Here is a 12,588-nt window from a genome sequence, read left to right on the forward strand (position 1 = left end):
CTCGGGATTTCGCACTTTTCCATTACTCTTTCTTATGCCTTCACCGAATTACGCTTATATTACGTTATTTAACCTCAATATTCGATTGTAATTAATGGCATTCCAAGGGTTATCCGGTTCTCGTCCGCGTTGACGTTCTTGTGAACTGCCAGCTGGAAGGCCAGGCTGTGGTTACCGCTACTAACAATGCGCTGAAGACCCGGCACACTGTAAGAATGACTGAATGTAGAGACGTCGGCGTAGCTCTCCTCTGCCTGAATCCCGGGAAGCTCTGCGGCCAGTAACTTCTCCGTAGCAAGGAGTGCTGCCTGCGTTCCGCCCTGCTCCTTCGCAGGTGCCTGCAGCGATGCATTCCAATCCGCAGCAATTCCCGCCTGGAGCATCGCCTCTCCGGTGTCCGCCGCTGCGTCCGGCAGTTCCGGTGAGCCCAGAAGATCGGCCGTCTCCAGCGTAACAATACAATAGCTCCGTCCGCCGCCAAGCTCACTCCAGAACAGGGAGACCTGTATACCTCCACTGAGCTGCACGGCAGAGCGCCAAGCCCGGTGTCCTTCATTATCTGCGCTGCTCATTTCACCGAGCCCAAGCCTGTCTGAAAGGCTCTGTACGGCAGTCCCAGCAGCCTCTTCTCCGCTGTATTCCCCCTGCCATTTCAATACGAGCCGGAGCGGCGCCCCTGGAGAGGAGGCCTGTCCGCCCAGTGTGGTCAGCAGAGCAAGGGATTCCTGAAGCTCTCCGGCAGCGGCAGAAGCAACAGTACTCTGAACGCCGCTTCTTCCTGCGGTTTCCGCGCTACGGAACCCGCTCAGCAGCAGCATCAGTGTGCACATTCCCGCCAACACCAATACCAGTATTCCCTTACTCCGCCCTTTATTCCCCACTTCGCATCTCCCTCTCAACCGATCTAGTAATCTACTAGACAGGTTATCCAATTTCAGAGAAAGATATACGAACGCATGCAAAAAACACTTCCAAGATCATCCGGGCGGACTCGCTTGAAAGTGCTCCATGGCTTCCATAGACCGAACCTACTCCGCCAGTCCGTTCTTATATGCATAAATAGCCGCCTGGGTCCGGTCTTCAACCCCCAGCTTGGCAAGAACATTCGTGACATGGAATTTCACCGTCTTGATTCCAATAATTAATTGATCGGCAATGTCCTGGTTGGACTTGCCTTGAGCTAGCAGCTTTAGCACTTCCATCTCGCGTTCTGTAAGCTCTTTGTAGGCAGGTGCCTCTCCTCGTGCATTGGAACGGAACCGGTTCATCATCTTGGAAGCCACCTGCGACTCCAGCACCGACTGGCCTCTTGCGGCTGCACGGATCGCATCTGCGACTTCGCTGGCCCGTGAGGTCTTCAGCAGGTAACTGAAGGCTCCTGCTTCGATCACCGGATACATCTTCTCATCATCCAAATAACTGGTCAACACAATAACCTTACAATCCGGGTACAGCTTCAGCAGTTGTCTGGTCGTCTCGATTCCGTCCATGCCGTCCATCACCAGATCCATCAGCACCACATCCGGCGTATACTCCTGGGCCAGACGGATGCCCTCCTCGCCGCTTCCTGCTTCCCCGACGACCTCAATGCCATCCTCGGTACCGAGGACCGCAGCAAGTCCGATCCGGACCATCTCATGATCGTCTACAAGCAGGACCTTGATTGCATCATCTTCTTCTATCTCCATCGTTACACCTGCCCCCTATTCATTGACTACCGGTACGGTAATATCGATCCGCAAGCCTTTGCCGGGAGCGGTGATGAACTGGATCGAGCCCCCGATCTCTGTAATCCGCTCCTGCATATTCGACAGACCGTAGGAGGTCTGCTTGCTGTCATCCATCTCGAAGCCGATTCCGTCATCGCGCAGCGTCAGCCGGACCGTATCCCCCCGGCGGTGCAAGCGGATCTCCATCTTCTCCGCTTTGGCATGGCGGAGCGTATTGGAGATAGCCTCCTGCACAATACGGAACAAGTGATTCTCGACGCCCTTCAAGAGCTCTACACCCTGATCCATCTCGAACAGAATATCAATCGGCACCTTGATCTTCAGTTCCTTAATCAGCTCCTGCAGACCTTCCTCCAGCCCCTTGCCTTCCAGGTACACCGGTCTCAGATGCAGCAGCAGTGCCCTCATCTCCGACTGGGCTACGGCCGACATCTCCTCGATCAGCGCGATTTGACGCTGTGCCTTGTCAAAGTCCTTCTCCAGCGTCCGGCCTACGGCCGTTGCCGTCATCGAGATGGCGAACAGCTGCTGTGATACCGCATCATGCAGTTCCCGTGCCAGCCGCTGCCGCTCCTCGATGATTGCCGTGACCCGGGCCTGCTCGGCAAGCTTCGCGTTATTGGTGGAGAGCCGCTGTAGCGTATTCACCTGATTCTCCCACTTGCCGCTGATCCGCCCGAGCTGTTCCCCGAGCCGCCCCAGCTCATCATTGCCGAGGTCCGGCATGGCCGGGGTGAGATTGCCTTTCTCCCAGGCGACCAGGGTGGCCCGCAGTAATTCCAGCTTGCGCTTGCTGCGGAAGCCCTGATAGAAGCCGTAACCGATGCCAAAAGCCATCGGCAGTAGAATTAGCGTCATTCCTGTCCTTACGCCAATCCGCCAATCCTCGAATGGCCGTAATAAACCATATGTATACATAATATATGTAATAACGAGCAGCATGAACAAAGAGAACAGAGCTCCCTCACCCATACTGCGCGTTACCATGTTACTGCTTTTTTTGTCCATGCCGGGAGCTCTCCCTTCTCTCTTGACCCTAACATACTCTTAAGGGAAGCGTACGTCCAGATCCCCCATCAGATAAGAAATGTTAAATTTCACTTTATGCTCGCAGCTGTCATAGTTGGGTGACTTCCAGTTCAGCCGGTTCAGCATCCCCGTATCACGGTTACTGCCGGACTCAATCGAGCCGAACAGCACGAATGCCTCGATCTCTACACCGTAATCCTCAGACAGCAGAATATCCACATCACCAAAAATCCCCTGATACAGCATAATCGTCTCCTGCTCTTCCGCCATGGCCAGGGAAAGATCCACATCCACCTCACCCAGCACATGCCAGGCGCTCAGGCTGCGCATCACCCAAGGTGAGAGATCCCAGTCGAACCGGGAAGAAAAGCTTTGTTTCTGCACAAACCCTGCCTTGCGCTGCATTCTTTTCGATTTGACAAAGAACATCCCCAGCGAAACCAAGCAAATGCCAAGCACCAGCAACAAATGATCCAGCAGCAGCAGTACCGCCCCGACTCCCATTAGCTTATAGCCTTGCTTGACCCTGCCCGACGTCGTCCGGTAGATTCCCAGCAGCAGGAACAGGAGTGCGACAATGGAGAAGAAGCCGATCCATTTGCCAAATATCATCAAGCAGCCTACACCAATCAATCCGATGGCAATCAACCGGTTCCGTTTATCCATTTCCGCACCTCCTTAAAGTGTTGCGAAGCTACATCTTCATCCTACTGCATCCGCTACAAAAGCCATACCGGTATGGAGAATCCATACCGTATGGCTTTACCTTGATCAGCATATCATATCCGGCTGTTCTTTAGGAACAGGGATTATTGTTCTTTTTTATTCAAAGGAGGGGCTGCTGGAGTTGAGTTCAGCTTGTTCTTGAGTGCGGCAAGCTGCTCCTCTACTTTCAGTTCCTTCTCAGGATCTACCGGCTTAGCATATGCGGTTGCCGAAGGGCTATACGGAGCACGCATGACATCTGCTTCCGCTTCGAGCTGCATGATCTTTTCTTCCATGCGGTGGAAGCCAAGGGACGCACTTCCGCTTTCAATGGAATGTACGCTGCTGATCTGGGACATTTGCTTCTTGGCCTTAGCCATCTGAGCGCGGGATACCAGTTCATTGCGTTTGTTGCGCATTTTATAGAACTCATCCTTCATATCATGCAGCTGCTGCACCAGTTCCTTGGCCTGTACTTCAGCCTGTGCGTGAAGCTCGCCGTACTCGGTAAACTTCTGGTCAAAGTAGATTTTCTCTTCCAGCAGCTTACGGGTAACTTCCTCCTGCCCGTTCTTCAGCGCAAGCTCAGCCTGTGCCCCGCGTTGTCCGGCTACCTTAGCAGCTTCGTCCACACGCTGTTTCATACGGCGTTCATTAGCCATCTGCTTCGCTACCGTTACTTCAGCCTCATGAATCTCAGCCTCCATATCGCGCAGATACTGATTAAGCATCACAATCGGGTCCTCTACCTTATCCAACATATCATTTACCGACGCCTTCGTCATATCTTTAATCCGTTTGAATACTCCCATAATTTACACTTCTCCCTTCTCGTATTTAGCAAGTTTTTGTTTGAGCTCTTCCACTTCTTTTTGCAGTGCCTTCTTCTCGATATCCTTCATCATGGCATCCAGGCCAGAATCGGGAGCTGCGTGAGCGCCTGCCTTGTCATAACCGGGATTGTAGCCCGGCTGTCCGCCATAAGGGCCATATCCCTGAGGTCCTTGGTGCGGAGCCTGTGGTCCACGGCCATATTCAGGTCCGCCGGAGTAAGGTCCGCCGTACGGGCCACCCTGCGCACCGGGTCCAAAGGGATTGTACTGGTTAGGCTCCTTGGCAATCACCATTGCCGCGATAAAGTATACGAGGATCGTAGCTCCACCGCTAAATGGAATACTGATCACCAGCAGAATCCGGAACAGGGTAGAGTCAATGCCGAGAGTCTCGGACAATCCGCCTGCCAGCCCTGTCATTACTTTGTCTCTTCTTGAACGATACAATCGGGTCATACTACTACTCCTTTCTGCCATCATTGTTCAGCTTCTCCTTTAGACGGGCCATTTCTCTTTCGAGTACGGTGGCCACGGTCTCTCCAGCCTGCACCGCATATTCCTGTCCCATCCGGCGCAAGTCGCTCAGGCTTTTGGCTTCAAGCTCCCAGTCGGTCATCTTGTCTTCCAGACGGCCGAACATTTTGGGAACATCTCCGCCGCCGTAAGCCCCGGCTCTTTGATTCATGCGCTGCTGCAGCCGCAGCGACTCCATCCGTGCTGCATAGAACTGGCGTTTGCTGTATACCGTCTGATACTCCATTTTGAGCTCGTTCAGCTGGGATTCCAGTTCGAAGAGTGATTGCTGGCTCGTCTCCAGCAGCCCGCTGTATTGCTCCAGCTTTTCCTCGTGGATAATTTTCTCCTGCAATGCCAGCTTGGCCAGATGATCTTCGCCTGCCTTGAGTGCGAGGAGCGCCTGCTCTTCACGTTTGTTCCTCATGGCGGTGGCCTGATTCACTTGCTGCTGCAATTGCTTCGTATGAGAAGCGTACTGTTGGTACAGACGTTCGGCCTCCCCGATCTCTTCACGGGTTGAATGTAGAAATTGATCAATCAGCTTCACCGGATCTTGGCTCTGCTCCAGGCGTTCATTCAAGTTGGCTACGGTGATGTCCCTCATTCTGCGAAAAACACTCATGATTTCCTGCTCCCTCCCTGCTTCTTAATAAGTATGGACTGTGTGTATTAGTATGTTCTGCTTTGTTTGCCTCTGAGTACCGAGATGCCCCACACTACCAGAGCAATACCCAGCAGCGGACCGATAATCCAGGAAAGCTTGGAGATCAGGGACATGACACCGATGAAGAGTACCACCCAGCCGATAATCTTGCGGCCGCTCTTAATTCCGTAGTATCCGAGTGCAACCAGCACTGCCGGGAAGAGGATGCCGAAGACTCCTGAAATCAAGTGAGGCAGAATGCCAAGCAGCATTACCGCTCCGATTACAATCAGCGCAATCGCAAGTCCGTTACCTTTGTTTCTTTGCATTTGTTATCACCGCCTTTCGCTGCTTTCTCTTTCTTATACCCTTATTCTAGGGCAATCCCGCATCTTTCAAAACAGACTGTGGACGGTTTTATGTACTGGACCTTAGTCGGGGATGGTTGCAGGACTGGAAGCGGCTATACATCCTGAAATATATTCTATTGCTGCTTCCTGCAGATGCGGAGAAGTTAAGCATGCTGAAGAGAAAAAAAGGCTTCAGCGGCTTCAGCGATGTAAGCAACAGCTCATGGATGTACAAATATGTAATGAAGATCGCTACACTGGGGTTTGCCGAGCTTTGAGGACAAGAAGTTCAAGGTGAATTTTTACTATGGAGATGCCTTTTTATTGTCCGACAAATCAAGACTGCCCCGCCCCACTTGCAGGATATTCCAGGGTTGGCCATAATATTGGGAGAATACCTGATTACTAAAGGAGTCATGCCCATGAAGACACTACTCATCGTTGAAGATGATCAAAGCTTGAACAAGGGAATAGCCCTGTCACTGGCCCATAATGAATTGCATATAGAACAAGCCTATTCACTGACGATGGCTGATCAGATTATCTCCTCCACCCAAATTGATCTCATTCTGCTGGATGTGAACCTTCCGGACGGAAGCGGACTGGATTACTGCGAAAGAATCCGCGGAGCCTCGCAGGTACCGATTATATTCCTGACGGCCAACGACATGGAACCGGATATTGTAACCGGGTTTGCTCTGGGGGCTGATGATTATATTACCAAACCGTTCAGTCTGATGATTCTGCGGGCCAGGGTAATGGCCGTCCTGAGAAGGAGTGATGCGCTTACCCATGAGAGGATCGTTGTAGGCCTGCTTGAATTTGATTTTGGCAAAATGGAGTACTTCAAGAACGGCCGGCCGCTGCTGCTGAGCAAATCCGAACAGAAACTGCTGCGCATACTGGTAACGAATAGGGGAAACATTCTGACCCGTGAGCAGCTGATCGACAGAACGTGGAGCCAGGAGGCGGTATTCGTGGATGAGAATGCGTTAACGGTAGCCATCAAAAGATTGCGGGCTAAGATCGAAGAGGAACCCTCTTCGCCTCAATATATCAAAACTGTATATGGTTTAGGGTATACATGGACAGAAGGTCCTGTTCTATGAAGCGACAAGAACGGCTGCCGCTTAACCAATTGGTGAATCTGGCATTCGCCGCAGCTTTTACCATTCTGGTCCTGGTATATGTGACTTGTATTATATTGCTAGAGATCACCGGTTCATCGCTGCTTGGACTCTCTCTTCTATTCATAATCTGCATGCTGATCCTTGGAGGTGTCTGGTCCCGGTCGCTCCGGAATATGGTTACTTCTTTCATGGGAAAGGTAGAGACATTGGTAGACAATGCTACTCACGGGCGTGAGCCCACCTATAATTATGAAGAAACCCTTCTCTCCTCCATAGAACATAAATTAATGCGGTACATAGAGATTGCAAGAGTGAACGGACAGAATCTGGAAACGGAAAAGAATAAAATTAAAGAACTAATCTCCGACATCTCCCACCAGACCAAAACGCCCTTATCCAATATTATGATCTACAGCCAGCTGCTTGAGGAAAGTCTGGTGAATGATGAACATGCGCTTCAGCTTGCTGTACAAGTTAAAAAACAGTCGGAAAAACTCGACTGGCTGATCCAATCCCTGATCAAACTGTCCAGGCTGGAGACAGGCATGATCTCTCTGCGAATGGAGCCTTGTCCTGTGATCCATGCGGTTTCTGAAGCAGTCTCCCAGATCCTCATCCAGGCAGAGAACAGCCGCATCACTATCAGTATAAACTGTGAACCTCACATCACAGCATGCTATGACCTCAAATGGACAACCGAAGTGTTATCCAATCTGCTGGATAATGCTGTGAAATATTCAGAACGAGGGGATAGCATCCATATCACTGCGGAAGCGAATGAGATGTTTATACGCCTGGATATCGCAGATACCGGCCGTGGAATCTCCCAGGAAGAGCTGCCCCAAATCTTCAGGAGGTTCTACCGGGGAAAGAATGTGCGCGATGCAGAAGGTGTGGGAATTGGGCTCTTCTTGGCCCGGGAGATCATCACCGCTCAAGGCGGACATATGAAAGCTGCTTCTGTGCCCGGGCAAGGCACTGTGTTCTCGATCTTCCTGCCGCTATTCTGAATATGTCCATTCCGTCAGATTTCAGACACTCTCCTGTTAGTTTTGTCTGATACCTTGTAGATGTGGATACGAACATACGTACAGGAGGAATATAACATGTCTATTCTACGAATAGAGAATCTCAAGAAATATTATGGAAAAGGTGAGCATACGGTCAAAGCCCTGGATGACGTGTCTATAAATGTAGAAAAAGGGGAGTTCGTGGCAATCGTCGGCACGAGCGGTAGCGGAAAAAGCACGCTGCTTCACATGCTTGGCGGTCTGGACCGGGCTACAGAGGGCAAGGTTTATGTCAACGGGCATGATATTTTTCAGATGAGTGATGAGAAGCTGACCATCTTCAGACGCCGTTCTGTAGGATTTGTCTTCCAGAGTTATAACCTGGTGCCGATCCTGAGTGTGCTGGAAAATATTGTCCTGCCCATTGAGCTTGACGGAGGCCAGATCGACCGGGAGTATCTGAACCTGATTATCTCAAGTCTGGGGCTTCAGGAGAAAGTTGGTAACCTGCCTTCTGCGCTCTCCGGAGGCCAGCAGCAGCGTGTAGCCATCGCAAGAGCACTTGCTACCAAACCTTCCATTATTCTGGCCGATGAGCCCACCGGCAATCTTGACAGCAGGACCAGCCAGGAGGTACTTATCCTGCTGAAACAGCTCAGTGTCAAATTCGACCAGACCATTGTGATGATCACACACAACGAGAGCATTGCACAGATGGCGGACCGGATCATCCGCATTGAGGACGGCAGGCTTGCCTCGGGATCGACGCAGGCCCCCGGGGAGAGATGATTATGATCGCGACGAAAAACCGGAGGACCATATTAAATCTGGCGATGGCAAGCCTGAGAGCCAACCGGCTGCGGAATCTGGCTGCCATCTGCGCCATTATACTGACTACACTGCTCATCACCTCCATTTTCACCATGGCTCTGAGCATTAATCAATCCATGCAAAATGCACAGATGAAGACAGTCGGAAGTGACTTTCACGGAGGGTTTAAATATCTTAGCCCGGAACAAGTGGAGACGCTGCTGAAGCACCCTTCCATTAAACAATCCGCCCTCTCCCTTCATTCCGGCATATTGCATAATAAAGCATTCGGCCAGGACCGGGTTGAGGTGCTGCAGGTTGACCAGAATTACGCTGATCACGGCTTCATAGAATTCGTTGAAGGGGGATTGCCTGCCGGAGAGAATGAGGTTGCCCTAAATACCTGGGTTCTGGGCAAGCTAGGGGTGCAGCCGGAGCTAGGGAAGGAAATCACGTTGCAGATCGATACCGGAGAACGGATCATTAACCGGAAATTCACCTTGTCGGGCTATTATGAAGCGGACAAGCAATTGGCGATGGCAGGGTTGGCTTTTGTGTCCAAGGCCTTTACCGATAAAAACCTCTCAGATATTGATCCCGAACAATCGAAGGAAAGCGGATCCTACGTAAACACCTCAGAACTGAGTGTCATGTTCAACAATTCATTTCATATTGAGAAAAAGCTGAACAGGATTCTGGCTGATACGAGGATTACGGCTCCCATCGGGATCAATTGGGCCTACTCCAGCGTATCTTTGGCGGACAATGTTGAGGCTATCCTTCCATATGCCGCAGTTATCTTTATCATTATGCTTAGCGGCTACTTGCTTATTTACAATATTTTCTATATTTCAGTGGTCCGGGATGTGAAGTTCTACGGCCTGCTGAAAATGATTGGCACCACCCCGAGACAACTGCGGAGAATCATCGCTATTCAAGCCAGGCTGCTGTACCTCATTGCCCTGCCGTTCGGCCTTGGCTCCGGCTATATGACCGGCAGATGGGTTACACCTCTGACCACTTCGCTGTCCGGGGAGTTTAAAGGAAATTCTCTATCATCCAGTCCATGGATATTTGCAGGGGCAGCCCTCTTCTCCTTCCTGACCGTGTGGATCGCAGCGCATAAGCCGGGACGGCTGGCAGCGGACATCGCTCCGGTGGAAGCCGTTAAATTCTCAGGCGTTCAGAATAGCGGAAAAAGAACCTTCAAGCCATCCAAGCATGGAGCCAGACTATACCGGATGTCGTTCTCCAACCTGTTCCGGAGCAAGAAGAAGCTGAGTCTGATGTTATCCTCGCTCTTCTTAAGCATTCTGCTATTTAATACGATATTTACCGTGATCTCCTCCATGGATATCAATAAATATCTCAGTGCATATATTCATGGAGATTATATGATTCACAACAAGGGAATTATCCAGCAGGAGGGGGAACGCTCAGTCAATGAAACCGAGCTGTCCGAGGAACTGTGTGCGAAGCTGGAGCATCTGGACGGTGTGGAAAATATCGATAAAGTATATTATACCCTTTTCTCTTATCCTCCGGATGATTCCGTCCGTGCTTCAGCCGAGTCTTCAGCCACTCCTTCTGCCCTTCCCGCCAAAGTTCATACCCAACTCTACGGGCTTGATTCCGGCTGGTACGATCTCGCAGATCAGGATATACTTGAAGGTCACTTTAACAGGGAACAATTCGATTCCGGAGATTACATACTGGTGGCGGAGACTCTTACAGGGCCAGGTGCTTATACAAGCTACTATCATCCCGGGGATGCTATCAGCTATTCCGGATTGAAGCGGAGATACGAAGTGATGGCCGTGCTGAAATATCATGCTTTCTATGCAGCAACCAGTCAAATGTATTTCGGTAACGGCTACAATGCCTTTTTGCCTGCAGCCGAACTCCGGCAAGCCACTTTGGAGAGCGGGACTCCGGCAGACATCCTCTCGCTTACCCTGAATGCAGCCCCCGGCAAGCTTGATGAAACGGGGCAACAGATCAGGGAGGCTATCCGCCCGCTGGATGCTCTGCAGCTGAAATCAAGAGAAGATTATAGGAAGGAGTTAAGCGATAATATCCGTATTTTTCAGATTATAGGGTATGGACTTAGTCTCGTAATTGCACTTATCGGCCTGCTTAATTACATTAATTCTGTCCTGACCGGAGTGATCGCACGCAGGTATGAATTTGCCGTTCTAGAGAGCATTGGAATGACCAAACAGCAGCTCAAACGTATGCTCGTCTACGAGGGCATGTACACCGTGCTTCTCACTGCGCTGCTTACCTCTACTATAGGTGTGCTGCTGACTTACTGCACCGCCAGAGGTATTGCCGCAGGGATGGCATACATGGAATTCCGGATGATGTGGCTGCCGTTTATTCTGATCATCCCGATCCTGGCAGTCCTCTCTTATCTCATCACCTTAAGCGCCTATAAGCCGCTCGCCCGCAGCCCGATCGTCGAAAGGCTCCGTGAAATGGAATAATGGCATGCTGAAACAGCCGGATGCTCTGTTAGAGTACCGGCTGTGGATGAGTATAGGATAAGGTCATTATCTGGAGAAGGTTTGCGCAGCAAGGCTATCCAGAATTTCCTCACTGAGGAACGGGGCAAGGGGCAGGAGCGCTTTAACGCCTTCTTTTGTAGAAATAGCTACAGCAAGTTGATCAAGCATCTCATCACTAATAAATGGGGCGAGGGATACCAGTGCCTCCGAACCTTCTTGCGTCAAGACAGTCTCAGCAAGTTCATCCAGCCTCTCATCACTTATAAATGGAGCGAGGGATACCAGTGCCTCCGAACCTTCCTGCATCAAGACAGTCCCTGCAAGTTCATCCAGCCTCTCATCACTAATAAATGGGGCGAATTCCACCAGTGCCTTCAGACCTTCTGCGGCATATACCAGCTTGGCCAGCTCGTCCATTGCTTCATCACTGACATACGAGGCCAGCTTCAGCAGAGGCTCCACCCCTCCCCTTTCAAACACCTGCTTGGCGCATGAATCGAGAGTCTCCTCGCTCAGGAACGGCGCAAGTGCCAGCAGATCGTCTACAGCGGCCCCGTCCTTCACATGCTCAAATGCTTCACCAATCTGCTCATTATGAAGAATTGGCGCAAGGTCTGAGAGCTCTTGGGCCGTTCCTTCCCCCCGCTCAAAATAATCTGTGCCGCCATGCTCCAGTACACTCCCGATTACGCGGGAGCCCTGTCCTTGTTCTTCCCCGAGGATCTCATCGATCCCCACAGCAAAGATTTCTGCCAGCTGCGGAAGCTTGGAGATATCCGGCATACTGTTGCCCCTCTCCCAATTACTCACCGCCTGATAACTGATGCCCAACTGGTCCGCAAGCCCCATTTGAGTCAGACCGGCCAGACCTCTTAATCTAACGATATTCCGGCCCACCTTTAACATATCAAACATAACTTACCACTCCTTCGGCTAAGATGCTCTCAGTGTATCGACTGCTGCTGCGGTTGTATATCAAGCGCTGCTTGAGTTACCGCCGGCTGTGGCTTACTACGGAAAAGAGTCACCAATACCACAACCCCGATAATGATCACGGCAGCGATCAGGGTATTCAGGGTAAGCTGTTCGCCAACCAGCAGCCAGCCAAGCAGCACTGCGACTACCGGATTAACGAAGGCATACGTGGAGACGAGGGTAGCGTCAGCATTCTTAAGCAGCCAGATATAGGCTGTATAGCCGACAATGGAGCCGAAGGTGATCAGGTAGGCCAGAGCCAGGTAGGATCGCATAGAAATGCCGGAGATATTAAGTGTGGACCAAAGGTGCCTCCCCAAAATAAATACACAAATAAGAGTGCAATTCCT

General features: G+C 51.1%; 15 protein-coding genes. 5 read left to right on the forward strand and 10 right to left on the reverse strand.

The genetic code is table 11. The features are described 5' to 3' along the window. Positions 1-74: 74 nt before the first annotated feature. The 8 genes from MKZ07_RS18050 to MKZ07_RS18085 all read right to left on the reverse strand — a co-directional run bounded on the left by MKZ07_RS18050 (position 75) and on the right by MKZ07_RS18085 (position 5,785). On the reverse strand, positions 75-881 hold the full coding sequence (locus tag MKZ07_RS18050; RefSeq protein ID WP_051493998.1) for a hypothetical protein: 807 nt from the start codon (positions 879-881) through the stop codon (positions 75-77). A 147-nt stretch (positions 882-1,028) separates the two neighbouring features. Next, a complete protein-coding gene (locus MKZ07_RS18055; protein WP_036700278.1) occupies positions 1,029-1,688 on the reverse strand; it encodes a response regulator in 660 nt (219 codons plus the stop codon). Between the two features lie 15 nt (positions 1,689-1,703). Next, entirely contained in the window at positions 1,704-2,738 is a 1,035-nt protein-coding gene (locus tag MKZ07_RS18060; protein WP_036700280.1) for a sensor histidine kinase, read from the reverse strand. Positions 2,739-2,777: 39 nt separating this feature from the next. Further along, on the reverse strand, positions 2,778-3,425 hold the full coding sequence (gene liaF, locus MKZ07_RS18065; RefSeq protein ID WP_036700282.1) for a cell wall-active antibiotics response protein LiaF: 648 nt from the start codon (positions 3,423-3,425) through the stop codon (positions 2,778-2,780). A 143-nt stretch (positions 3,426-3,568) separates the two neighbouring features. After that, complete coding sequence (locus MKZ07_RS18070) at positions 3,569-4,276, reverse strand: PspA/IM30 family protein (RefSeq protein WP_036700284.1); 708 nt, start codon at positions 4,274-4,276, stop codon at positions 3,569-3,571. Positions 4,277-4,279: 3 nt separating this feature from the next. Further along, positions 4,280-4,753, reverse strand: coding sequence for a PspC domain-containing protein (locus MKZ07_RS18075; RefSeq protein WP_036700326.1), 474 nt, complete (start codon positions 4,751-4,753; stop codon positions 4,280-4,282). Between the two features lie 4 nt (positions 4,754-4,757). Then, positions 4,758-5,435, reverse strand: a complete 678-nt coding sequence (locus MKZ07_RS18080; RefSeq protein WP_036700286.1) for a PspA/IM30 family protein — start codon at positions 5,433-5,435, stop codon at positions 4,758-4,760. Positions 5,436-5,482: 47 nt separating this feature from the next. Next, positions 5,483-5,785: a LiaF transmembrane domain-containing protein gene (locus MKZ07_RS18085; RefSeq protein WP_036700289.1), complete on the reverse strand. Its 303-nt coding sequence runs from the start codon at positions 5,783-5,785 to the stop codon at positions 5,483-5,485. Between the two features lie 191 nt (positions 5,786-5,976). Between MKZ07_RS18085 and MKZ07_RS18090 the strand changes: the two genes are divergently transcribed. From MKZ07_RS18090 to MKZ07_RS18110, 5 genes are all read left to right on the forward strand, one after another. Continuing rightward, entirely contained in the window at positions 5,977-6,084 is a 108-nt protein-coding gene (locus MKZ07_RS18090; RefSeq protein ID WP_179090518.1) for an S-layer homology domain-containing protein, read from the forward strand. Between the two features lie 144 nt (positions 6,085-6,228). Continuing rightward, entirely contained in the window at positions 6,229-6,915 is a 687-nt protein-coding gene (locus MKZ07_RS18095; RefSeq protein WP_036700294.1) for a response regulator transcription factor, read from the forward strand. After that, positions 6,912-7,946 carry a sensor histidine kinase gene (locus MKZ07_RS18100; RefSeq protein ID WP_036700297.1) on the forward strand — a complete coding sequence of 345 codons (1,035 nt, stop codon included), beginning with the start codon at positions 6,912-6,914 and terminating at the stop codon, positions 7,944-7,946. Before MKZ07_RS18095 ends, MKZ07_RS18100 begins: the two co-directional genes overlap by 4 nt. 96 nt (positions 7,947-8,042) lie before the next feature. Then, the gene (locus MKZ07_RS18105; RefSeq protein WP_036700300.1) at positions 8,043-8,735 is read left to right on the forward strand and encodes an ABC transporter ATP-binding protein; all 693 of its coding nucleotides are present in this window, start codon (positions 8,043-8,045) and stop codon (positions 8,733-8,735) included. A gap of 2 nt (positions 8,736-8,737) precedes the next feature. Next, positions 8,738-11,242: an ABC transporter permease gene (locus MKZ07_RS18110; protein ID WP_341026940.1), complete on the forward strand. Its 2,505-nt coding sequence runs from the start codon at positions 8,738-8,740 to the stop codon at positions 11,240-11,242. Positions 11,243-11,308: 66 nt separating this feature from the next. On the opposite strand, the gene MKZ07_RS18115 is transcribed toward MKZ07_RS18110, so the two are convergent. After that, the gene (locus MKZ07_RS18115) at positions 11,309-12,178 is read right to left on the reverse strand and encodes a helix-turn-helix domain-containing protein (RefSeq protein ID WP_341026943.1); all 870 of its coding nucleotides are present in this window, start codon (positions 12,176-12,178) and stop codon (positions 11,309-11,311) included. A gap of 29 nt (positions 12,179-12,207) precedes the next feature. Then, on the reverse strand, positions 12,208-12,573 hold the full coding sequence (locus MKZ07_RS18120) for an EamA family transporter (protein WP_268748822.1): 366 nt from the start codon (positions 12,571-12,573) through the stop codon (positions 12,208-12,210). Positions 12,574-12,588: the final 15 nt, after the last annotated feature.

It is taken from the genome of Paenibacillus sp. FSL P4-0338, assembly GCF_038002365.1.
Classification (GTDB): domain Bacteria; phylum Bacillota; class Bacilli; order Paenibacillales; family Paenibacillaceae; genus Paenibacillus_AQ.

Coding starts and splice junctions, on each gene's coding strand:
- MKZ07_RS18055 (WP_036700278.1), bottom strand. CDS start 1,688: ATGGAGATAGAAGAAGATGATGCAATCAAGGTCCTGCTTGTAGACGAT.
- MKZ07_RS18060 (WP_036700280.1), bottom strand. CDS start 2,738: ATGGACAAAAAAAGCAGTAACATGGTAACGCGCAGTATGGGTGAGGGA.
- liaF (WP_036700282.1), bottom strand. CDS start 3,425: ATGGATAAACGGAACCGGTTGATTGCCATCGGATTGATTGGTGTAGGC.
- MKZ07_RS18070 (WP_036700284.1), bottom strand. CDS start 4,276: ATGGGAGTATTCAAACGGATTAAAGATATGACGAAGGCGTCGGTAAAT.
- MKZ07_RS18075 (WP_036700326.1), bottom strand. CDS start 4,753: ATGACCCGATTGTATCGTTCAAGAAGAGACAAAGTAATGACAGGGCTG.
- MKZ07_RS18080 (WP_036700286.1), bottom strand. CDS start 5,435: ATGAGTGTTTTTCGCAGAATGAGGGACATCACCGTAGCCAACTTGAAT.
- MKZ07_RS18085 (WP_036700289.1), bottom strand. CDS start 5,785: ATGCAAAGAAACAAAGGTAACGGACTTGCGATTGCGCTGATTGTAATC.
- MKZ07_RS18090 (WP_179090518.1), top strand. CDS start 5,977: ATGCTGAAGAGAAAAAAAGGCTTCAGCGGCTTCAGCGATGTAAGCAAC.
- MKZ07_RS18095 (WP_036700294.1), top strand. CDS start 6,229: ATGAAGACACTACTCATCGTTGAAGATGATCAAAGCTTGAACAAGGGA.
- MKZ07_RS18100 (WP_036700297.1), top strand. CDS start 6,912: ATGAAGCGACAAGAACGGCTGCCGCTTAACCAATTGGTGAATCTGGCA.
- MKZ07_RS18105 (WP_036700300.1), top strand. CDS start 8,043: ATGTCTATTCTACGAATAGAGAATCTCAAGAAATATTATGGAAAAGGT.
- MKZ07_RS18110 (WP_341026940.1), top strand. CDS start 8,738: ATGATCGCGACGAAAAACCGGAGGACCATATTAAATCTGGCGATGGCA.
- MKZ07_RS18115 (WP_341026943.1), bottom strand. CDS start 12,178: ATGTTTGATATGTTAAAGGTGGGCCGGAATATCGTTAGATTAAGAGGT.